We start from the raw sequence: 22,382 nt of genomic DNA on the forward strand, positions 1-22,382 counted from the left end.
GAAAGTAAAAACAGTGAACATGACACAACAAGCAAGATCGAAATTCATCATTACCCTTTGCTTATTTATGCTGATGGCGGCCGGCGCATTTGCACAAGCTGACACGATATACCTACACAACGGCGACGTGGTGATAGGCAAAGTGCACAGGATAGCAGAGAAGACAGTACAGTTCAGCTACGAGAACGAAGACGCGCAGCAGAGCTATGGCAAATACGCGATAGACAGGATAGCATTCGGCAGGAGCGGCCGCGTACAATACATCAGCGATAAGATTCGTGTGTTCAACCGCGGCGACTGGGAGCGCGTGATTGTTATCGACAATACAGATGAAGTTGCAGGACTAACACGCAGGGGTGAAGTAAAAGGCAAAACAGCTTTCATCAACTACCGCACCGGTGAGGGCAGTGATAAGACCGCGCTGAAGAAACTAAAAATGGACGCAGCAGAATTGGGTTGCGCGTTCGTGTACATAACAGTTGACAAGGATATAGACAGGAAAAGCGACGAAGGCGGTGGTTTCGGCCAGCTGCAATCAATCAAGAAAGGATTTGGATATAGCTACTAGACTGGGGCGGTTTAGTAAACAAAAATGCCGGAGGGTTAAGCTCCGGCATTTGCATTTTTAATAAACTTCTTAGATCACTACCACTTCGTAGAAGTCATCTGTACATAGATATTTGTTAGACAGTTCCTTCAGTTCTTTTGCAGTAATGGTCTTGTAAATATTCACGTTGCGGTTGAAATGTTCCACATCGAGGTCGTTCAGTATCAGCGTACGCCAGCGTTGTATAATAGAGAACGGACCATCGAGGTCGCCAAGCAGATTGCCCAGCAGGTAGTTTTTCACCAGCAGCAGTTCTTCTTCCGGAGCCATTTTTTCGCACAGCGCTTTCATCTCTTTGTAGATCTCTTTCACAGCAGGCTCTACCACGTCGCGGCCAACTTCTGTGTGAATGATGAGCGAACCGCTTTGCAGGTAAGGAGACAATGAGCTGTATATACCATAGGTATATCCTTTATCCTCGCGGATGTTGCTCATCAGCCTCGAACCAAAATAACCACCAAACAACGTGTTCAACACCACCATCGGCGCAAAGTCCGGATCATGACGGGTCGGGAACACCCGGCCTATGCGGATAGCGCCCTGTACACCGTTAGGATCGTTGATGAGCTGCATCTTTTTATCGGAGGGGGCAGGTGCAGCAAACGTATCCTGGGTTAATGGCTCAGGATGCAAGGCATCACGGCCAAATACATCGTCTACAGCTTTCACTTCTTTGGCTCCTACCTTACCCGCCATGAAGATCTTCATGTTGGCCAGGTTGTAGCACACTTTATGAAAGGCCACCACATCTTCTCGGTTGATCGCTTCTATCTTTTCCTTCTTAGAATATCTACCATAAGGGTGTGCCTCGCCAAACAGCAACGCATCTATGCGCTGGTTGGCCACGAAGTCGCACTCGCGCTCGTGCACCAACAGGCGCTGGATGGTGTTCTGCTTATAGATCGCCATTTCCGTTTCCGGGAATGTAGCCTCAGTGATGATCTCGTTGACGATGGGCAACAACGCAGGCAAGTGCTTGGTAAGCGTATACAGCGTGATCATGCTGTAATCGTTGTGCGCATTTGCCTTCAGTGAAGCTCCGTAAAATTCCAGCGCTTCGTTTATCTGGTGGGCAGTGCGTTTTGACGTGCCTGTCTTCAGCAAGCCGGCTACGGCGTGAGAGACTGCAGGTTTTTTCTCCCACCACAGTCCACCGGGAAATACCCAGTCGATCTCCACCACATCCTGCACACCGGCATTGAGCCAGTATAGCACGAGGCCATTACTTAATTGCTCCTGGTTTATAGGCGGCAGTTTGTATTCAAATTCAACTGCATCATGTATGGCCGGGGCTTTAGAACGATCGTCTACCATTAGGTTGCTTTTTATCAAAGATAACGGAACTAAAAAATCAGTCCTTCACAAATAATGCTCGTAATTCTCCCGCATCTTCGGGCTTCATCTTACCCCCGAGTATCAGTCGTATCTGGCGGCGGCGCAGTGCCCCGTCAAACATTTTCTTTTCCTCTTCGGTCTGTGGCAGTATCTCAGGCACTCTACGTGGACGACTATTGGGGTCGAGCGCTACAAATGTGAGATAAGCCTCATTGCTAAGGTATTTATACTGAGCGCTAAGGTCTTCGCCCCATACACGCAGGAACACCTCCATCGAAGTGTTGAACGCGCGGGTCAGCTTGGCCTCGATGGTCAGCAGGTTGCCCAGTTTTATGGGGTTGTTGAACGACACGTTATCTACAGAGGCAGTGACTACGGGGCAGTTGCAATGCTTCATGGCGGATATCGCCGCAGCGATATCCATCCAGTGCATCAGGCGTCCTCCCATCAGGTTGCCTAAAGTGTTGGTATCGTTGGGCAATACCAGTTCCGACATTATGATATGCGTATCCTGCGGATGCTTAGGTTGCATAGAACAGTTTTATAAGACGTGGTAAAGTTAGGGTGTTTAGCCTACCGTTTTATTTGCCGGTTAAGTTCATGCGTGCGCCCAGTATCATCCAGCGGCCAGGCAGGGGAACTGTACCCAGTTCTTTGTACTGCGTATCCAGTATGTTGTTCACATCAGCATACACTTCCCATTTAGCTGCACGGTAAGCTACGCGTGCATCCAGCAGGGTATAGTCGTTAGCATTGATACGGTAGAGGTAACGGCCGGTCAGGTTCACCACGAAGTGCTCAGCAATAACGTTTTGCAAACCAACAATGGCCTGGTGGCGCAGCGCTTCGATCGCGTATTTAGATATCTCGTTCGCAGGAGCTTCGATCGTTGGCTCAAGGTAAGTGTAAGATGCATTTACCGAAGAGTTGAAACCAGACAGGTTAAGCGCCTTACTCCACTGGTAGCGGGCCTGCAGTGTCACACCGGTAGTATTGATGTTCTGGAAGTTGCGTGGCTGCCATGGGTCAGCTTCAGTAGCGCGTATCCAATCGATGAAATCAGTTATGTGACGGTAGAAGTACGCACCTTGTACAAACAACAGCGGTGTGTTGTATTGAACACCAGCTTCAGCGTACTGTGCATACTCAGATTGCAGGTCTGCATTACCAATGTTAGCAGGGCCTTTGTAGAACAGGTCGGTGTATGTTGGCAGACGTTGTCCGGCAGCGGCAGTAGCAAACAGTTTTACATTCTTAGACAGTTTGTATCCTGCATCCAGTCCGGGGAAGAGTTGCCAGCCGTAGTCGCTATTGTAGTTAGCATAAAGACCTACACCTGCATTCAGTTTTTCAGAGAACGTGTGTTTGTACTCTGCATAGATACCTGTGTTGCTGCGGTCGCGTTTGCCGAGGTTAGTGCTGCGGATATCATCGCTACGGTATTCAACACCCAGACCGGCAACGCCATTCTTCAGTTTCAGGCTGCTTTGGATCTCACCTGTCCATACGTTGGTCTCGTGGAAGTTGTGGTAAACAGCAGGCTTTTGTTTGATGTAGATGTAATCATCGCTATTATAGCGATAGCTTGCACGCGGAGTGATGGTGAGCTTTTGTGTAGGCTTGTAGGTATATGCCAGGCTACCTACTGCAGTTTTTACTGTTTCGGTTGAGTTGATGTCGCCGGGAGCAGCGTAGTACGCATTTGCGCCGAAGGTGTTGTAGATATAACCACCGGTAGCGTCAATGCTGTTTTTCTCGTTCAGCACGATGTTGTTCTGGTAGAACAACCTGTAAGCATTGTAGTCCGTATTATAACGGTAGCCATTACCACGGTCGTTGGCAACAGAAAGTACGTGTGCTTGTTTTTTGATGTGCCATGCACCTGACGCCTGCACACCCCAGTTGTAGTAAGTATCGCCGGTTGCTGTGTCCGTTTTAAAGCTGCTACCTGCATATGCTTGTGCGCTTACTTCATCTTTCTGTGGAATACGTGTAACGATGTTGATAACACCAGCCAGTGCATTCACTCCGTATTTGCTGGCAGCAGGTCCGCGAACGATCTCGATGTGATCGATTGCAGAAATAGGGATTGGGATATTGAGCGCGTGGTGGCCTGTTTGCGGGTCAGACATTTTTACGCCGTTGATGAGGACAAGTACCTGGTCGAAAGTGCTACCGTCGATAGAGATATCGCCTTGCGTACCGAAAGGACCGCGTTGACGCATGTCTACGCCTGCGGCGTATGCCAGCAGTTCATTTACTGAGCGCACAGGCAGAGATTTGATCTGTGCATTGTCGATGATCTGGATGTTGCGGTTTTGTTTGGCAACAGTGGTTGCGATCCTGTTCTCACGAACGATGACCGAGTCTAGTGCCGTTTGTGCTTTGATACATGGTGAAACCAACATTGCGGCAAAGCCTGCAATAATTTGCTTTTTCATTGTGTGTTTGATTTTGCGCCGCAAAGATATAGGGGACTTTTTCGCTGAAAAAAGGCTTTAAATCTTTACATATAACCGCAATGCACTATGGCATGTGTAGAAGCTTAAGGATCAGCAACGTTTACCTGATATAATCCTTGTATGATTTTATTAAATATGGTTGGGTTGTATCAAAATGGAAGTAAAATTGATTCAATTGATCAATTCTCCATATATCAGTGGTCACTAAATGCTTTGTGTCAACTTCCACTCTATTCCCTTCACCGGGCTTTAGAATGATGAATTGTCTTTGCACCGGATCGCCGTTCAATGCAGATAGCATAATGGATTCAACGGGTATGCCCCAATCTAACATCCAAATAGGTTCTACATGGTCTTCGTCTTTTAGCAATGCAAGTTTTGTTAGGTTGTCGCGATGCATTTGTTGCAGCACCTTGTTGAGCGCACCCACGCGGTTGGTGAATTTTTGTGACGACACGCCAATGTATGCCAGGCGCACAATGAAGATCAGCGCTACAAATAATACTATCTGCTTCTCCTTCAGCTGTGGCAATACAAAATATACAAACGGCGCTGCAGCGATAATGGCAGCGGCCATCAGCTCGCCTTCCGTATAGAATGCCAGGTAGCCCTTGAAGGTCATGCATACCGCAATGAAATAAGCAAGGAAGAACATGGCTGTGTATGCTGCCAGCAAAAGCTTTCGCCGTTTCAGCAATGCAACAATGCCCGCCACAAATAATATAGGAACGATCCAGAAATTTTTGACGGTGTGCTTTAAAAGCTCCAAAGCCATATCTGAAGTGAATGCTTCCGCAATTGATCTCAGTGAAAAACCTCCCACGCCTTCCATCATAGAGCTGTCGTAGCTGGCGTTGGTTTTACTGATGATGAGTTTTGCAAAGACAAGTGTTGCAACAATGATCGTCAACGCCAGCGTTTGTTGACGGGAGTATGGCCATGAAGACTTATCGATCAGGAAGAAGCCCCACAAGAAAACAAAGGGTATCAGCACAAGAGGGTGTGTGATGATAGCAAGACCGCCGAAGAATAATAGCACCAGCGCGGTCGCCACAAACGATCGTTGTTTGCGGGGAGAGAATATATATCCAAAGCATAGAAACATCCAGGCAATGCCCTGGTGTACTTCGTTGTTGGTCCAGTAAAAAGTATCGCTGGCAAAGAGGGTGTAGTAAAATCCTATGAGCACGGCGAGCCCGTAAGTCTTGAATCGGAAGACCAGCACTGCTGCTATGAGGAAATAAAATAAGTTGAAGCTGAGCGAGTATAGTATTAATACAGTTTGCAGCGGCAGGTGCAGCTTGCTGGCCAACAACGGAACACTCTGCGTAATGAATGCACCATAGCGGAATTGCTGTATCTGCAGGGTTTGCTCATTGATGATGCGAAAGGCGATGTGCGGTGCATCACAGAGCAGCATACGTTCTTTCCAAAACACCAAAGCACCGATCACCAGCACCGCTAATGTGCCGAGCGAGAGTAAGGCCGCCATTCTGAGCTTTGGATTTTCCATGCAGCTATAAACGGACAATAATACAATTAAGTATGAAAAAAGCGGTTGCTGTTGCAACCGCTTCTCTTGTATTATTTGCTCAAGTGCATGCTTCGTTCTTTATACAGGGTGCGGAACCATGGGTCGCGCAAGTCTTTGATAAAGCGGATGGCTTCGCCAGTGCTCTTCATTTCAGGGCCCAGCTCTTTGTTCACGTTCGGGAATTTGTTGAAGCTGAACACCGGTTCTTTCACCGCGTAACCTTTCAGGTTGTGCTCCATCTTGAAGTCTTTCAGCTTAGCCTCGCCCATCATCACTTTGGTAGCGATGTTCAGGTAAGGTATGCCGTAAGCTTTAGCGATGAACGGAGTGGTACGGCTGGCGCGTGGGTTAGCCTCGATCACAAATACTTTACCATCTTTGATGGCAAACTGTATGTTGATCAGGCCTTTCACTTTCAGGCGCAGCGCGATCTTCTTAGCATAGTCTACCATTTCATCTACCTCGAACTGTCCCAGGTTGAATGAAGGCAGTACCGCATGGCTGTCACCACTGTGGATACCGGCAGGCTCAATGTGCTCCATGATGCCCATGATGTGTACATCTTCACCGTCGCAAATAGCATCTACTTCTGCTTCCTGGCAGCGGTCGAGGAAGTGGTCGATCAGAATTTTGTTACCTGGCAGGTGTTTCAGCAGGCTCACTACGCTCTTCTCCAGTTCTTCGTCGTTAATTACGATACGCATACGCTGACCACCCAATACGTATGAAGGGCGAACCAGCACAGGGTAGCCAACTTCCTGAGCTACTTCGATAGCTTCGTCAGTAGTATAGGCAGTACCGTAGTTAGGATAAGGGATACCGAGCTCTTTCAGCAGGTCACTGAAACGGCCGCGGTCTTCCGCGATATCCATGTCATCGAAAGAAGTACCAATGATGCGGATGCCTTTTTCGGTCAGGCGCTTAGCCATTTTCAAGGCTGTCTGCCCACCCAGCTGTACGATAACACCGTAAGGTTTTTCGTGCTCGATGATCTCCCACAGGTGTTCCCAGTAAACCGGCTCGAAGTACAGCTTGTCGGCAATATCGAAGTCGGTAGAAACAGTCTCAGGGTTGCAGTTCACCATGATCGACTCATAACCGCAGTCGCGGATGGCCATCAGGCCGTGCGTGCAGCAGTAGTCGAATTCAATGCCCTGGCCGATACGGTTAGGACCTGAACCCAGTACGATGATCTTTTTCTTTTCCGTCAGCTTGCTTTCGTTGAACATCAGGTTGCCTTGCGTAGAAGGTGCAAACGATGTCGGTTCGAAAGTGCTGTAATAATATGGAGTCTTCGCTTCAAACTCCGCAGCGCAGGTATCCACCATTTTGAATACGCGGCGTATGTCGTGCGATTTCCTGAATTCGTAAACTTCTTCTGCAGTGCAGTCTTTCACCAGTTCTGCTATCTGATCGTCGCTGAAGCCCATTTGTTTGGCTTCGCACAGCAGATCAACAGGCAGTTTTTCCAGGTGTTTATGCTCGCGGATGCGGTTCTCCATGGTCACGATATCCTGTATCTGGTACAAGAACCAGCGGTCGATAAGTGTGATCTCACGGATAGTTTTGATAGAGATACCGGCAGCCAGCGCTTCTTTGATGCGGAAGATGCGATCCCATGTCGGGCGCTTCAGCGATTCCAGCAGTTCTTCCGGCTTCAGGCGGGCAGTGCTGATGAACGACAGACCTGTAGCGTTGTTCTCCAGGCTCTGGCAGGCTTTCTGCAGCGCTTCGGGGAAGGTACGACCGATGGCCATTACCTCACCAACCGATTTCATTTGCAGACCCAGTGTGTCGTCAGCGCCTTTAAATTTATCGAAGTTCCAGCGCGGCATTTTTACGATAACGTAATCCAGCGCAGGTTCAAAATAAGCAGATGTTGTTTTGGTGATCTGGTTCTTCAGTTCATCCAGTGTGTAACCGATGGCCAGCTTGGCAGCGATCTTGGCGATGGGATAACCCGTAGCCTTAGATGCCAGTGCCGAAGAACGGCTCACGCGCGGGTTGATCTCGATAGCGATGATCTCTTCCGTCTCAGGGTTCAGTGCGAACTGCACGTTACAACCACCCGAGAAGTTACCGAGGTCGCGCATCATCATGATAGCAGTATTGCGCATCAGCTGAAAAGCTGTGTCGCTTAGCGTCATGGCAGGTGCGACGGTGATGCTATCGCCCGTATGGATACCCATCGGGTCGAAGTTCTCCACCGTACATATAATTACTACGTTGTCGGCAGCATCGCGCAGAAGCTCCAGCTCGAATTCTTTCCAGCCAAGTACTGCTTGTTCTACCAGTACCTCGTGTATGGGCGAAGCCGTCAGACCACGATCCAGCGCGGCTTCCAGCTCTTCTTTATGCATTACGAAACCGCCACCGGTACCACCCAGTGTGAATGAAGGGCGGATAACGATAGGCAGACCTATTTCCTGTGCAAACTCTTTACCTTCCAGCAGCGAGTTGGCAGTTTTGGCAGTAGCTACAGGTACACCTAGCTCGATCATCCACTGGCGGAACAGCTCACGGTCTTCCGCTTTATCGATGGCTTTGATATCAACACCTATCAGTCGAACATTATATTCCTTCCAGATACCCAGCTCGTCCACCTCTTTAGCAAGGTTGAGTGCTGTTTGTCCACCCATGGTAGGCAGTACGGCATCAATGTCGTTCTCCTTCAATATCTGTTCGATACTTTCTACTGTCAGCGGCAGCAGGTACACTTTGTCGGCTACTATCGGGTCGGTCATGATGGTAGCTGGGTTAGAGTTGATCAGGATAACCTTGATCCCTTCTTCCCTCAGGCTACGTGCGGCTTGAGAACCGGAATAGTCAAATTCGCAGGCCTGGCCAATAATAATGGGACCTGAACCGATAATAAGTACTGATTTTATGGAATTGTCGCGCGGCATATCTTGTAAAAAAATATAAAAGTAAAAGTCGATGGACTTTTGGGCGCGATGAGCAGATATAAAAATCGGGCTCAACGCCCGAGGCGCAAAAGTAGGGAAAAACGGCGAATAATCGGACGTAAAATTTGCCGCGGTTTGGCGAAAAAATAAAACCCCGGAATTCCGGGGTTTTATAGTTAGTTACTGATCTTGGCTGCTTTAACCAGCTCCTGCGAGCTTTCGTATTGGTATAGCGAGGTCCCTCCTTCTACCATGCATATCAGCAGGTCGTTGGTCGGTATCACATCATAATAGGTATCGTCGTGAAATTCCTTTACCAGCTGCGGATTGGTGGGGGAAGTGATATCATACACATTCATCCCGGCAGCCCCGTTGCAGACATAGAGCCTGTTGCCTTTCACCCCCAGTCCGTACGGACTATGCATGGTGATAGTCCTTTCCAGCACCGGCGACATGATATAAGTAATATCATAGACCATCAGGGCGCTTACGGTACCTCCACAAGTATTACCGCTACGCACCGTTACGTAAGCATAGTTGTCTTTGGCCACCACCGGGTCGCAGGCCCGCACATGCGATGCCTGCCCCAATTGCTCAGGGTTAGCGGCATCGGATATAGAATATATATACATGGCGTTGCGTGAGCCGATGAATAGCTTATCTCCATAGGCATAGATGGTCTCTATATTGTCTCCGAGATTTGTAGTGCTTTTTATCTGGGGCTTGGCAGCATCAGCCAGCGAGTAGCTGTACAGCTTCATGTCATCTACAACATACAGATAGTTTTGAGCGATGGTGAAACGGGCCAGTGAGCCCCCTTGTCCGGATCCGCCATCGGCAGGCATAACTGCATCTCCGCCCGATTTGTTGCACGCACCGAATAGGACGGCGGTTGCTGCACAGATGTATATGAGTCTTTTCATAATTATTTGGTTTTTAAGGGTTATCGTTTGCATTTGGGGTGTTCTACTTCCTGGCGCTGCCAGCCTATTACTGTTCCTTTGGTGGCGTCTACGCATTCAAACCAGCCCGACTCAGGTGGATATTGCTGGTTCACCAGGTTGAATACTCCTTTCATGCGGCCGATCTCTTTCACCGACGATGTATTATTACTTATGTCTATCACTACCAAGTCGTTAAGGTTATTGGCGTACATGTAGCTGTTCATAATGGCCATCTCCTGCGCACCCACAATGTTGATAAATCCAACTTTCTGCGGGTTTGAAGGTTGCGAGATATCGATGACGTGTACTCCTTTACCGGATTCTACCTGGTAGAGCATGGTGCCCCGGGTGTATATCTTGCCCCCGTCTTCGATAGCACGCGCGGTGGTGACGGAAATAGTGGAAGCTTCTTTATCGGAGCTGTAGATCGGCGCCCAGCCATCAGCCTTGGCCGGGATAGGACCATTATTGCTTTTGTCGCACGCGGCGAAAAGCAACAGAACCGGCAGTGCGATCCGCCAGGAATAGAGTTTTATCATAATTTTTGGATTTGGAAACATCAATATGTAGTAATCCTTAGCTCAAACAAATACTGTGCTATTTTTTTAGAATACATGTTTTTTTCCGCTTTTTGAAAACGACGATTGACCATCAGGCGATTGAGTACGGCCGCTAACCGAAACAAACTTATGAGTTTCAGTAACAATTCTGTTATCTTTACGGGGCTAGAAAAATTTCGATAATCATCGATTATCGGTCGTTTTTTTTCGCATTTTTGCCAATATTTTTCCAAAAACACAGCAGCAGCAAGAAATCTTATATGGGATTGTTCAATTTCTTAACTCAGGAGATAGCAATAGACCTCGGTACAGCCAACACCCTGATCATCCATAATGACCAGGTAGTAGTAGACGAACCATCGATCGTAGCCATTGACCGTACCACTAATAAAATAGTGGCGGTTGGGAAAAAGGCAATGATGATGCACGAAAAGACGCACGAGAACCTGAAGACGATACGTCCCCTGAAAGACGGTGTGATCGCCGACTTCAACGCTGCTGAAGGTATGCTGCGCGAAATGATCAAACTCGTGTATCCTAAAAAACCGCTGTTTCCACCTAGCTGGAGGATGGTTATCTGTATCCCATCGAGCATCACCGAAGTAGAGAAACGCGCCGTGCGTGACTCTGCTGAGCAGGCTGGTGCTAAAGAAGTGTACATGATACACGAACCGATGGCTGCTGCACTCGGTATCGGCATCGACGTAGAAGAACCTACCGGTAATATGATCATCGACATTGGTGGTGGTACTACCGGTATTTCTGTAATAGCATTGGCAGGTATCGTTTGCGACCAGTCTATCCGTATTGCAGGTGATGAATTCACTGCTGACATTATGGAGGCTATGCGCCGCTACCACAGCCTGATGATAGGCGAGCGTACTGCTGAGCAGATCAAAATACACGTAGGTTCTGCACTGAAAGACCTGGACAATCCACCAGATGATATTGCTGTAAACGGTCGTGACCTGGTAACAGGTATCCCTAAGCAGATCATGGTGTCTTACCAGGAAGTTGCAGAAGCACTGGATAAATCGATATTCAAAATTGAAGAGGCCATCCTGAAAGCACTGGAAAGCACTCCGCCGGAGCTGGCTGCCGACATCTACCGTCGTGGTTTGTACCTGACAGGTGGCGGTGCACTGCTGCGCGGCCTCGACAAACGCATTTCGCACAAGATAAAACTGCCTGTGCACGTGGCTGACGATCCTCTGCGCGCGGTGGTACGTGGTACAGGCATGGCGCTGAAGAACATCGCGAAGATGCCGTTCCTGATGAAGTAAGTCGTAATTAGTAATTGCCATAAAGCCAGGTGCGGAACTTAATCCTGTTCATACGTAGGTTTTTCAACCTCATATTATTCCTGATACTGGAAATAATATGCATCATTCTTATAGGCCGCACTAATACACTGCAGGGTAACGACCTGATGAGTTCTGCTAACTCGGCCATAGGCCTGATGTACAAAAAGCAGAACGATGTGGTGTATTATTTCGGGCTGAAGGCGATGAATGACAGCCTGCTGGCCGAGAATATCAAACTCAGAACCCAGATGGCCCAGTACCTGATGTACGATACATTGAAGGATACAGCAGTCAGGAGAGCCATTCCCGGAGATTCAGCTACTGTAGTTAAGTATGCTGATTACTTCTACCGCACTGCGCGCGTTATCAACAACTCTGTTAGCTCTGAGAATAATTATATCACACTGAACCGCGGTGCCGCACACGGCATTGAGCGGAACATGGCAGTTATCTCAGGCACTGGTGTTGTAGGTAAAGTAGTACACGTATCAGAAAACTATTCGAGCGTACTTTCTGTACTGAGCGTAAAACAACAGGTGAGTGCCAAGCTGAAAGATGGTACCGTAGGTTACGTAAGCTGGAGCGGCGAACGCCCTGACGCGCTGGTGATGAAGGACGTGCCGCAGCAGATAAAAGTGAAGAAAGGCGACTCTGTATTTACAACAAGTTATTCGTTCTTCCCGCAGGATGTGCTGGTAGGCACGGTTGTGAAAACAGAACCTATCAAAAAGAACAACCTGCAACTGCTGCACCTGCGTACGGCAACCAACTTCCGCAATGTGCAGTATGTATATGTGGTAGAGAACAAGATGATGCCGGAGAGAAAGAAACTCGAGGACTCAGTTAAAAAAATAAAGTAATGAGCATCCCGTTAAGAAACTTTATACGCTTTTGCTTTATTGTACTTATCCAGGTACTCATCCTGAATAAGATAACGCTGCGCTGGTGGTCACAACCAGCTGGGTTCCCTGTGTTCATTCCCTATATCTATCCACTGTTCATTTTATTGCTGCCTTTCGAAACTCCGGTTTGGGGGTTGCTGATACTCGGCTTTTTCACAGGTCTTACAATCGACTCTTTCATGAACAGTGCGGGCATGCACGCCTGTGCTACGGTACTAATAGCTTATCTGCGTACCAATGTGCTGAACGCACTACTGCCTAAAAACTTATCTGAATACGCCAGCCAGTCGCCATCTGTGAAGAACATGGGCTGGGTGCCGTTCCTGGTGTATAGCTCGTTCCTTGTGGTACTGCACCATTCGGTATTTTTTGCGGTAGAGTTGTGGAGTGTGAGCAATATTGCATACCTGCTGCTAAAGATCCTTGCCTCGAGCGCGACGACGATATTGTTTATCGTTGCTTACCTGCTGCTATTTACCCGCCAGACAGCTTTAAAAAACTAGGAAACGCATTTCATCAGAGCATTCCACAGGTTTTCGGCAGATCGGTCCCAGTTGAATTTTTTAACTTGTTCGGGAGCTGCTGCTATCAATTTAGAGCGCAGCGTTTCGTCTTTATAGAGCATTTGCATTTTCTCTGCAATGTCTTTGTAGTCGGTAGGATCTACCAATAATGCCGCATTACCCGCAACCTCAGGCATAGACGATGTATTGCTAACGATACCCGGCACGTTGCATTGCAGCGCTTCGAGAATAGGAATACCAAAGCCCTCGAACAACGATGCATACACCAGGGCATAGGCAGCACCCATTACGCGCGATAGCTCTTCCACCTCCATGTAGCCAACCCACTTCACATCGTCCTTGAATGGCATCGTATCGCGCATTTCTATCACCTCATCGTATTTCCAGGCAAGGCGGCCGACGATAACCAGCTTCATATTGCTGCGCTGCTTTTTCTTGAATTCGATAAAAGCTTTCAGCAGGTTAACGATGTTCTTACGTGGGTGTAAGGCGCCGGCAAATACGAAGTACTCGCAACCATCCGCATATTTAGTCTTTACTGCCTCTTTTTCATCTAAGCTCAGCGGGCGGTATTCCATGTGGGCTCCATTGTACACGACGTCTATCTTGCTTTCGCTGACATCGTAGCGATGAGCAATATCCTGTTTTGAATAATTGGAAACGGTGACAATGCGTTTTGCCTTTTGTGCAAAACGTGGAGAGTAATATCTCCAGTACAACCTGTCGCGCAGTTTGAAGTGTTTCGGATAATGCTCAAATGCGAGGTCGTGTATCACCAGGCAGGTAGGCACATTAGTGCTGAGCGATGAAAACCCGTCAGGCGACAGGAAAACATCAGCTTTGTATTTCTTCAGCAGGTAGGGCACCGACCACTCGAACCACATGTAAAACAAAAGCGGGTGACGTGCCTGCGGAGGAGCTACTACCGCCGTTACATTGGGTGCAAAAATGAAAGAATGGTCGTACGGTCTATCGAAGAAAAAGATAAACTCATGTTCGGGATGTTTCCTCACCATACGCTCCAGTGTCTGGTGCGTAAACCAACCTATGCCCTCCAGCTTCCCCTTTAGTAACAGTCTTGTATTAACGGCAATGCGCATAGCAATGGTGGCAAAAATATAATTTTAGCGAAAACCGGCCCAAAATGTTTGCCTGCTAGTTCTCATTACCCGAAGAATGCGGCAGTTCTTTTGCCTCTCGTTTAATAATAAACACCGCCGTCTCATATGGCTCAATACCGCCGCCCAGGTTCAGGGCGTAGACCTTGGTGAACTCAGCCCCGAAATAGAGGATCATGGCAGTATAATACACCCATGTTAGAATAATAATGATGGCGGCAGCCGCACCGTAAGTTGTACTGATTGTCGAATTGCCCAGGTAAAAGCCTATTACGAACTTACCTATCAAAAAGAGAATTCCTGTAAAACAGGCGCCAATAAGGGCATCTTTCCACCTGATCTTCGCATCGGGCAATACCTTGTAAATAACAGCGAACAGAAACGTAATGATCATAAAAAGTATCACGCTGTTCACTATCCGAAAGACCATTACTGCAACCTCATCAAACATACGCAATAACCTGTCTGTTAGCGCAACTGTCAACGTATTGATGGTAAGCGTTACCATCATCAGAAATCCTATCCCGATTATAAGCGAAAAAGAAAGCAGCCTGTTCTTCAAAAACTTCAGCCAGCTCTTTTTAGGCTTTGCCTTTATCGACCATATAAAATTGACTGACTCTTGTATATCGGCAAATACGCCCGTCGCGCCGAATATCAGCACTACGATACCAATAACACTGAACTTGGCAGCAGACCCGCTGCGCATATTATTTATGATGCTGAGTATTTGCGTAGCGGCTTCACTCCCCACTAAGGTTTTTACCTGGAAATATATCTTATCGGTCACTTCGGCCTGCTCAAAGAATAAGCCGGCAAAAGACACGACCACCAGCAATAATGGACCGATAGCAAATACCGTATAGTAAGCCAATGACGCGCTTAGCTTTACCACATTGTCATCTACACATTCATGTCCTGCCTCGACAAGTAACTTGAAATATTTTTTGATCATACCGTGAAAGACGTCTGTATCAGCAGTATGAAAGCTTATGCCAACAGGATGGCGCGCACTCATTTTCAATAGAATATGCCCGGCGGTATTAGTTCCATGTGTAAATTATTCCTCAGCGGTTGTTTATGTTTCAGAGAAAAAACAAAGTGTAATGGTCTGATTTTTTTGCGCACATATTGGGACTGTATTTATTTAACCCATAAAACATACAATCATGGCTCGTAAGTATTCTCCCAAAGCCTCGAAAAAGGTGGAGGACGTGATGCATGAAATGAAAAAGGGCAAGCTGAAAAGCGGCCGCTCGGGCAAAAAAGTGACCAGCCGTAAACAGGCAGTAGCCATCGGCTTATCAGAAGCACGTAAAGCCGGCGCCAAAGTACCGAAGAAAGCTGCCGCCAAGAAGAAAACTGCTGCTAAAAAGACAGCAAAGAAAAAAACGGCAACTAAACGGCCATTGTTAAGGAAGACCGCTACAAAGAAAACCACTGCAAGAAAAAAAGTAGCGCCTAAAAAAGCAGCAGCTAAGAAAAAATCACTAAGATCAACTCCTGCTAAGAAGACAGCAAGCCGTAAACGAACTACAGCAAAAAGGGCAACAGTTCGCAGGAATGCAGGCGCTAAGAAAACTGTAGCTCCTAAAAAAACGGCGGCTCGAAAAAAAGCAGCAACTAAAAAGGTAGCTGCTAAGAAAAAGTCTCTGAAAAGAACGGCTTCTAAGAAAACAGCAGTTAAAAAGACGACGGCAAGAAAAAAAGCAGCTCCTAAAAAAGCAGCTGCGAAAAAGAAATCGCTGAAGAAAACTGCTTCTAAGAAAACAGTAAGTCGTAAACGGGCAACAGCAAAAAGGTCGACTGTTAGAAATGCAGGGCCTAAGAAAACTGCGGCCAAAAAGACGACGCGAAAAAAAGCAACAGCTAAAAGATCAACGAAGAAGTCTAAATAACACGAAAGCCTGCAGTTTGCAGGCTTTCTCTTTTAGTATTGCGGGCTCACCGGTTTGGTGGCCATGATCTCATCTATTTTGGTCATTACCTCGGGAGTAAGTTTTGGTAGCAGCTCCAGCGCTTCGAGGTTTTGCTTCAACTGTTCTTCTTTAGTAGCACCAAGAATTGCCGTGGTCACATTAGGATTCCGGACGCACCAGGCAATGGATAACGCTGAAAGATTGGTACCGAGCTCATTGGCAAATGAGCCCAGCTGCTTCACGCGTTGTATGCGCTCTTCGCTCAGCGTGCGGTCTTTCAACCAGTCGAAGCCTTCGAGCGCAAGACGTGAGTCTGCAGGAACGCCATCATTGTATTTCCCGGTTAGCAGGCCTGAAGCCAGGGGACTCCAGATAGTAGTGCCCATTCCAATATTTTTGATGATGGTGGAGTAGTCTACTTCCATCTTGTAGCGTTCAAACAGGTTGTACTGTGGTTGCTCTACCGCAGGGCCTATAAGACGATACTCACGAGCCACCATATGCGCTTCCATGATCTCTGCTCCACTCCATTCGCTGGTACCCCAGTACAATATCTTGCCTTGTTGTATCAGTGTATTCATGGTCCATACTACTTCTTCTATAGGCACATTCTTATCAGGGCGATGACAGAAGAATATATCGAGATAGTCGAGCTGCAGTCGCTGAAGCGCTTCTTCGCAGGCCTCAATAAGATGCTTGCGGCTGAGGCCTGTCTGATTAGGTTTGTTCTTATCTCCGCGCCACCCGAAGAAAGCTTTGCTCGATACTATATACGACGAGCGCTCCCAGTTCTTCGATTTCAACACACGCCCCATCATTTTCTCAGATTCGCCACGAGCGTACACTTCAGCATTGTCAAAGAAGTTGACACCATTGTCGTAAGCTATGCCCATAAGCCTGTCAGAAATTCCGTCATCTATCTGTTTGGCAAATGTTACCCACGATCCGAAAGAAAGCACGCTGAGCTGTAAGCCGGTTTTACCCATTCTCCTGTATTCCATAAATATTCTTTTTGCGATTACAAATATGTCCCCGTTTTACGGTTTCAACTATAACGATTGTCTATAAACGAAAAAGCGCCTTTCGGCGCTTTCCTGTTAAATAAGATATACTACCAGCCCATCCCTGAGCTTGGGTTCGAACCAGGTACTTTTCGGAGGCATTACGTTACCGCTGTCAGCTATAGTGAACAGTTGCTGAATGCTAACCGGGTAGCAAGAAAAAGCCGCAGCCATGTCTTTGCTGTTCACTCGCTTTTCCAATTCACCCAGCCCACGGATACCGCCCACGAAATCCACACGTTTATCCGTACGCGGATCGTTGATGTTGAGCAGCTTTGATAAAATATTGTTTTGCAGGATGCTTACGTCCAGGATACCGATTGGGTCGCTGGTAAAAGAGCCAGGCTTTGCCGTAAGCTTATACCATTTGCCGTCCACATACATTCCAAACTCATGCGGTTGCTGTGGTTTAACCTCGGTGTCCGTTGGTGCGGACACTTCGAAATCTTCCTTCAGCGCTTCAACAAAAGCATCTGCTGTCATACCGTTCAGGTCTTTTACCACGCGGTTGTAATCCAGGATGGCCAATTGGCTTGCGGGGAAGATACAGGTAATGAAGTAGTTGAACGATTCATCGCCTGTTACTGACATGCCAGCGTCGCGCAACTCCTGGCAGACTTTGCCTGCAGAGGCAGCTCGATGGTGGCCATCGGCGATATAGGTAGCGGGCACCTGCTCATCGAACACGCGGGTAAGAGAAGCAACTTTTGCATAGTCGTTTACCACCCACAGCGTATGACGTACATTGTCTTCTGCTACGAAATCGTATTCAGGTTCATGATTCTTCTTCCAGTCTTCTATGATCTTGTCCGCATCTTCAGTGTCGTTGTAAGCAAGGAACACAACGCCGGTTTGGGCGCGGGTGTATTTGATATGGTTGATGCGATCCAGCTCTTTTTCAGGGCGGGTGAACTCGTGCTTTTTGATAACGCCGGTGAAATAATCGTCGAGTGAAGAACCGCAGATCAACCCAGTTTGCGAACGGCCGTTCATCACTAGTTCGTATATGTAATACACCGGTTCATCATCCTGGAACAGGACTTTGTCCGCAACAAACTGGTCAAGGTTTTCCTTAGCACGTTCGTACACCTGGGTGCTGTGCACATCTACACTTTCAGGAAGGTCTATTTCAGAACGGGTAACATGATAAAAATGGTACGGCTCTTTTTTGTATGCACGTGCTTCAGCCACGCTTACTACATCGTAAGGCAGTGTAGCAACTTTAGGAGCCATTTCTTTTGTTGGCCTTAACCCTTTAAAGGGGATGATCTTTGCCATATAAACTATCTAGCTTTTAAATATTCGTGTTCGAATTCCTGCATCACGCTCACCATCTTTTCTACAGCGGTCAAAGGTATAGCATTGTATAAAGAAACCCTAAAGCTTCCCACATAGCGGTGACCGTCGATACCGGTAATGTTTTGTTTGCTACAAAACTCAGTGAACGCAGTATCTATCTCTTTATTTTCAGTCCCGAAGCATACGTTCATTTTGCTTCGGTCTTCTTTCTTGATATTGGAATGGAAAATTGAATTTCGTTCGATCTCATTGTATAAGAGTGCAGCCTTGCGATTGTTTTCAGTCTCGATCACATCTATACCTTTTTGTTTTATCCATCTTAGCGTAAGCAACGAGGTATAAACGCCAAATACTGCAGCGGTATTCAACAAAGATCTTGCATCGGCATGAGCCTTGTAGTCCAGCATTGGCGGCAGCTTGCGTTTTATGTTGCCCAGCAAGTATTTATTCACTGCCACCAGCGTTATCCCCGCCGCACCAATATTTTTTTGCGCCACAGCATAAAACATGGCACAATTGCTATAGTCTGTTTTGCGACTGAGAATGTCGCTGCTCATATCGGCGATCAGCGGGACATTTGTTTTCGGGACATTTGGAAACTGCGTACCATATATAGTATTGTTGGTGGTGAAGTGCAGGTATGAAAGATCCTCCGGTATAGAAGCGGGCCATTCAGGCAGGTGGCGGTAATGATCGCTTTCAGAAGAAGACAGTGTTATGGCATTGCCATAGTGGGCAGCGTATTCGGCTGCATTGTGCGCCCAAAATCCACTGTCGATAAAGCCTGCGCTTTCATGCTCTCCCAAAAAGTTCATTGGGATCATGGCAAACTGCAGGCGGCCTCCGCCTTGTAGCCATAGTACTTCGTAATCGTCACCCAGGCCGCACAACTCTTTTACCAACGTACGCGATTCATCATTGATCGCTTCGAAATATTTTCCCCTGTGTTGCAGCTCCAGGATGGATAATCCTGTATTGTTGTAATTGATGATCGCCTCCGACGCTTCCTGCAATACCTCGGGAGGCAGGGCAGCAGGGCCTGAGCTGAAATTTATCTTCTTATTTCCGCTCATGTTTTTCCTCCTCTACGCTGGTGATACCACCGCTTACAGCAAACTTCATAGCCTCGGCAGCAGTCATTTTGGTTACCGCTTTTATGCTCTTTGTTTCCACTATGATCACATACCCGGAAACCGCGTAAGCATGCGGCAGGTATACGGCTACTTTATTGGCCATGCCTAAAAAAGCCATATCCTTCTGCGTCATAAATCCGATACGCCATATCTCGGGGTTGTGATTGGTGCACACCCAAACCGGTTTATTGAAACGCTTCTTATCGCCCACAAACGAGCCCATCACGTCTTTTATGGAAGAGTAGATGTATTTGATACCGGGTATATGCTGCAACAGGTGGTCGAACGCATCGAACAACATACGGCCGAGGAAGAACCTTGTACCCATGTAGCCGATAAAAGTCACCAGCGTGATAACAATCAGAAATCCCAACCCTCTTGGCAATACAGCAATAGGCACCAAAGTATCGATCCTGTCGAACACCACATAGATCACATACCCTGTGATCATGATCGGGCTTAAGATCAGCAAACCCTGCAGAAACGAGCGAAATAGTACGGTGGCGAGACGACGCATTTACAAAAAAATGACTGGCGCAAAGTTACATGATTGATACAGGTAAAACTATATTTGTTGCACAGACAAAGAATAACCAGGAAATGATGAGGCGCTCGCTGCTACTTGCTTCGGTTTTATATATGATGTCCCTTGGTGTTCAGGCCCAAACAAATGATAAATGGGCAGGAGGGGGCCTGGACGTCAATATTATAGGTGGCAAAGTGGTGAAGCATACTGCAAAATTCAGGGCAGATGTACCTGACCATTCGGGAGGATTTGAGCTGAATTATGTGCGGCAAACAGATGGTCGCAAGGACTGGCAACAGCGCAGGAGGTATCCGTTGGTGGGGTTTGGCTTTGCTTATACCAATTACGGTATGGATTCTATCTACGGCAAATGCCTGAGTATTTATCCCAATTTACAGATACCCGTTATAAGGGCAGGCAATTTCGAATGGACCTTCAAAGCTGGATTTGGGTTGGGGTACGCGACCAAACGATTTGAGCGTTTCGGATCGTGGGACACCCTGAACACCGCCATAGGCAGCCATTTCAACAACTACTCTTACTTCGCCACAGATTTTCGCTACCATGTAAATAATAACCTGGACATACAGGCAGGGTTCAATTTTTCGCACATGTCCAATGCGGCTTTCCGCCAGCCAAACCTTGGCATTAACATGTACGGCGCGCATATTGGAGCAAGGTATTACCCCGTTACCTCACGGCCAGAGCGCATTTCAACAGCATTGACCCCTTTAAAAAACAGGTGGCTGGGACAGATCCGCCTCGGGATTTCCGGAACAGAGCTTAGTGTGGCAGACGGTCCGTTATATCCAGTGTACCTGGTTTCGGCATATGCCAGCAAGCGCTACCTGAGCAAAAACAAGGCTTTTGCCGGAATCGACTATTCTTACCATGAGCATATCTACGCCTTTCAGAGGAACAACGAAATAAACGTTGGCAATGAAAAGGCCAATTCATGGAAAGGAAGCATCTTTTTTGGAAATGAGTTTCTCTACGGCCGCGTCGGGATAATGCTTCAAGTGGGTATTTATTACAAGCAAGCCGTACTCGCTGGCGACCCTTACTATGAGAAGTTGGGCGGCAATTTCTATATTATTCAAAGCGAAACAGGCATCCTGAAAGAGCTGTTTGCCAGCGTTCTTCTCAAAACTCACCAAACCCAGGCAGAACTTGTAGAACTTGGCATCGGCGCCAGCTTCTAGATCAACCCTTCGCGGATAAGATCATGCAGATGCAGCATTCCAGTGTACTTGCCTTCATTTGTTACAATGAGCTGGGTAATGTCGTGCTGGCGCATTATTTCCAGTGCGCTAACCGCGAGTTCAGTTTCCTCAATAGTTTTGGGTCCCCGGGTTAAGATATCCACTGCTTTCAGATCTGCCGGACTTGTATCCTTTTCCAGCATACGGCGGATGTCTCCGTCGGTAATGATACCTGCAATATTTCCATCGGCTTCTGTTACTACTACAGCCCCAAGGCGTTTGCTGGATATTTCATAGATGGCATCGCGAACGCTGCTGTCAGTTTTTACTTCAGGCTTTTGGTTGGTTTTGCTGAGGTCTCCAACTCGCAGGTACAACCTTTTGCCCAAGGCACCGCCGGGGTGGAAGCGCGCGAAATCCTGTGCAGAAAAACCTTTCAGGCTCAGCAGGCATACAGCCATGGCATCGCCCATTACCAACTGCGCGGTTGTACTGGTGGTGGGTGCCAGGTTATTAGGACACGCTTCTTTTTCAACTGTGGTATTAACAAAAAAATCAGCGTGTGTTGCCAGGTAAGACTGGTCGTTGCCACATATCGCGATAACCGGGTTGCCAAAATTTTTGATGAAAGGTACCAACACTTTTATCTCGGGGCTTTCGCCGCTTTTAGATATGATGATCACAACGTCATCGGGCTGTATCATGCCCAGGTCGCCGTGTATGGCGTCTGCGGCATGCATAAAGATGGCTGGAGTACCGGTAGAGTTGAACGTGGCTACGATCTTTTGTGCGATAACCGCACTCTTACCAATACCACTGACCACCACCCGTCCTTTAGAAACATGGATTGCTTCTATGGCATTAAGAAAATCTTCATTAATAAAACTCTTCAATTTTGCGACCGAACTGGCTTCCATTTCTATTGTATCCAGCGCCTGTTGCAAAACCGTGTCTTTTGAAAACATGGTGCAAAGTTAGCGCCATGTGCGATATCACACGAAAGTTTTATACTATAACGTTATCCAGCCGTATTTCTTTTCTGTATT

20 protein-coding genes are annotated in these 22,382 nt (G+C 47.4%); 6 read left to right on the forward strand and 14 right to left on the reverse strand.

The features are described from left to right. Window positions 1-19 precede the first annotated feature (19 nt). Window positions 20-568: a hypothetical protein gene (locus P2W83_RS06490; RefSeq protein WP_276132895.1), complete on the forward strand. Its 549-nt coding sequence runs from the start codon at window positions 20-22 to the stop codon at window positions 566-568. A gap of 69 nt (window positions 569-637) precedes the next feature. On the opposite strand, the gene P2W83_RS06495 is transcribed toward P2W83_RS06490, so the two are convergent. From P2W83_RS06495 to P2W83_RS06525, 7 genes are all read right to left on the reverse strand, one after another. Next, entirely contained in the window at window positions 638-1,921 is a 1,284-nt protein-coding gene (locus tag P2W83_RS06495) for a M16 family metallopeptidase (RefSeq protein ID WP_276132896.1), read from the reverse strand. 37 nt (window positions 1,922-1,958) lie between these two features. Continuing rightward, window positions 1,959-2,474 carry an acyl-CoA thioesterase gene (locus P2W83_RS06500; RefSeq protein WP_276132897.1) on the reverse strand — a complete coding sequence of 172 codons (516 nt, stop codon included), beginning with the start codon at window positions 2,472-2,474 and terminating at the stop codon, window positions 1,959-1,961. 49 nt (window positions 2,475-2,523) lie between these two features. Beyond that, complete coding sequence (locus P2W83_RS06505) at window positions 2,524-4,383, reverse strand: TonB-dependent receptor plug domain-containing protein (protein WP_276132898.1); 1,860 nt, start codon at window positions 4,381-4,383, stop codon at window positions 2,524-2,526. A 121-nt stretch (window positions 4,384-4,504) separates the two neighbouring features. After that, on the reverse strand, window positions 4,505-5,896 hold the full coding sequence (locus P2W83_RS06510) for a hypothetical protein (RefSeq protein ID WP_276132899.1): 1,392 nt from the start codon (window positions 5,894-5,896) through the stop codon (window positions 4,505-4,507). A gap of 92 nt (window positions 5,897-5,988) precedes the next feature. Next, window positions 5,989-8,844 (reverse strand): carbamoyl-phosphate synthase large subunit, encoded by a 2,856-nt coding sequence (gene carB / locus P2W83_RS06515; protein ID WP_276132900.1) that lies wholly within the window; start codon window positions 8,842-8,844, stop codon window positions 5,989-5,991. Between the two features lie 176 nt (window positions 8,845-9,020). Next, window positions 9,021-9,767, reverse strand: a complete 747-nt coding sequence (locus tag P2W83_RS06520) for an LVIVD repeat-containing protein (RefSeq protein WP_276132901.1) — start codon at window positions 9,765-9,767, stop codon at window positions 9,021-9,023. Window positions 9,768-9,787: 20 nt separating this feature from the next. Next, window positions 9,788-10,327 (reverse strand): LVIVD repeat-containing protein, encoded by a 540-nt coding sequence (locus tag P2W83_RS06525; protein WP_276132902.1) that lies wholly within the window; start codon window positions 10,325-10,327, stop codon window positions 9,788-9,790. Between the two features lie 281 nt (window positions 10,328-10,608). Between P2W83_RS06525 and P2W83_RS06530 the strand changes: the two genes are divergently transcribed. The 3 genes from P2W83_RS06530 to mreD are packed head-to-tail and all read left to right on the forward strand — an operon-like array spanning window position 10,609 to window position 13,057. After that, entirely contained in the window at window positions 10,609-11,631 is a 1,023-nt protein-coding gene (locus P2W83_RS06530) for a rod shape-determining protein (protein WP_276132903.1), read from the forward strand. Between the two features lie 29 nt (window positions 11,632-11,660). Then, window positions 11,661-12,512 carry a rod shape-determining protein MreC gene (gene mreC / locus P2W83_RS06535; protein WP_276132904.1) on the forward strand — a complete coding sequence of 284 codons (852 nt, stop codon included), beginning with the start codon at window positions 11,661-11,663 and terminating at the stop codon, window positions 12,510-12,512. Beyond that, window positions 12,512-13,057, forward strand: coding sequence for a rod shape-determining protein MreD (mreD, locus tag P2W83_RS06540; RefSeq protein ID WP_276132905.1), 546 nt, complete (start codon window positions 12,512-12,514; stop codon window positions 13,055-13,057). The genes mreC and mreD overlap by 1 nt, the downstream gene beginning before the upstream one ends. On the opposite strand, the gene P2W83_RS06545 is transcribed toward mreD, so the two are convergent. Both P2W83_RS06545 and P2W83_RS06550 read right to left on the reverse strand, forming a co-directional pair. Beyond that, window positions 13,054-14,178, reverse strand: coding sequence for a glycosyltransferase family 4 protein (locus P2W83_RS06545; protein ID WP_276132906.1), 1,125 nt, complete (start codon window positions 14,176-14,178; stop codon window positions 13,054-13,056). The two genes, mreD and P2W83_RS06545, sit on opposite strands and share 4 nt — an antisense overlap. 55 nt (window positions 14,179-14,233) lie before the next feature. Next, window positions 14,234-15,214, reverse strand: coding sequence for a YihY/virulence factor BrkB family protein (locus P2W83_RS06550; protein WP_276132907.1), 981 nt, complete (start codon window positions 15,212-15,214; stop codon window positions 14,234-14,236). Between the two features lie 151 nt (window positions 15,215-15,365). Here P2W83_RS06550 and P2W83_RS06555 point away from each other — a divergent pair, with 151 nt between their 5' ends. Next, window positions 15,366-16,094, forward strand: a complete 729-nt coding sequence (locus tag P2W83_RS06555) for a DUF6496 domain-containing protein (RefSeq protein ID WP_276132908.1) — start codon at window positions 15,366-15,368, stop codon at window positions 16,092-16,094. Between the two features lie 32 nt (window positions 16,095-16,126). Here the strand turns inward: P2W83_RS06555 and P2W83_RS06560 are convergent, their stop codons facing one another. From P2W83_RS06560 to P2W83_RS06575, 4 genes are all read right to left on the reverse strand, one after another. Further along, window positions 16,127-17,116: a potassium channel beta subunit family protein gene (locus tag P2W83_RS06560; RefSeq protein ID WP_276132909.1), complete on the reverse strand. Its 990-nt coding sequence runs from the start codon at window positions 17,114-17,116 to the stop codon at window positions 16,127-16,129. A 96-nt stretch (window positions 17,117-17,212) separates the two neighbouring features. Beyond that, window positions 17,213-18,454 carry a DUF1015 domain-containing protein gene (locus P2W83_RS06565; protein WP_276132910.1) on the reverse strand — a complete coding sequence of 414 codons (1,242 nt, stop codon included), beginning with the start codon at window positions 18,452-18,454 and terminating at the stop codon, window positions 17,213-17,215. A gap of 5 nt (window positions 18,455-18,459) precedes the next feature. Next, window positions 18,460-19,548, reverse strand: a complete 1,089-nt coding sequence (serC, locus tag P2W83_RS06570) for a 3-phosphoserine/phosphohydroxythreonine transaminase (protein ID WP_276132911.1) — start codon at window positions 19,546-19,548, stop codon at window positions 18,460-18,462. After that, the gene (locus tag P2W83_RS06575; RefSeq protein WP_276132912.1) at window positions 19,535-20,125 is read right to left on the reverse strand and encodes a DUF502 domain-containing protein; all 591 of its coding nucleotides are present in this window, start codon (window positions 20,123-20,125) and stop codon (window positions 19,535-19,537) included. The genes serC and P2W83_RS06575 overlap by 14 nt, the downstream gene beginning before the upstream one ends. Window positions 20,126-20,154: 29 nt before the next feature. Here P2W83_RS06575 and P2W83_RS06580 point away from each other — a divergent pair, with 29 nt between their 5' ends. Next, window positions 20,155-21,336, forward strand: a complete 1,182-nt coding sequence (locus P2W83_RS06580) for an acyloxyacyl hydrolase (RefSeq protein WP_276132913.1) — start codon at window positions 20,155-20,157, stop codon at window positions 21,334-21,336. Here the strand turns inward: P2W83_RS06580 and P2W83_RS06585 are convergent. After that, window positions 21,333-22,301, reverse strand: a complete 969-nt coding sequence (locus tag P2W83_RS06585) for a KpsF/GutQ family sugar-phosphate isomerase (protein ID WP_276132914.1) — start codon at window positions 22,299-22,301, stop codon at window positions 21,333-21,335. The genes P2W83_RS06580 and P2W83_RS06585 overlap by 4 nt on opposite strands. Window positions 22,302-22,382: the final 81 nt, after the last annotated feature.

Origin of the sequence: Polluticoccus soli (assembly GCF_029269745.1) — a bacterium.
GTDB lineage: Bacteria > Bacteroidota > Bacteroidia > Chitinophagales > Chitinophagaceae > Polluticoccus > Polluticoccus soli.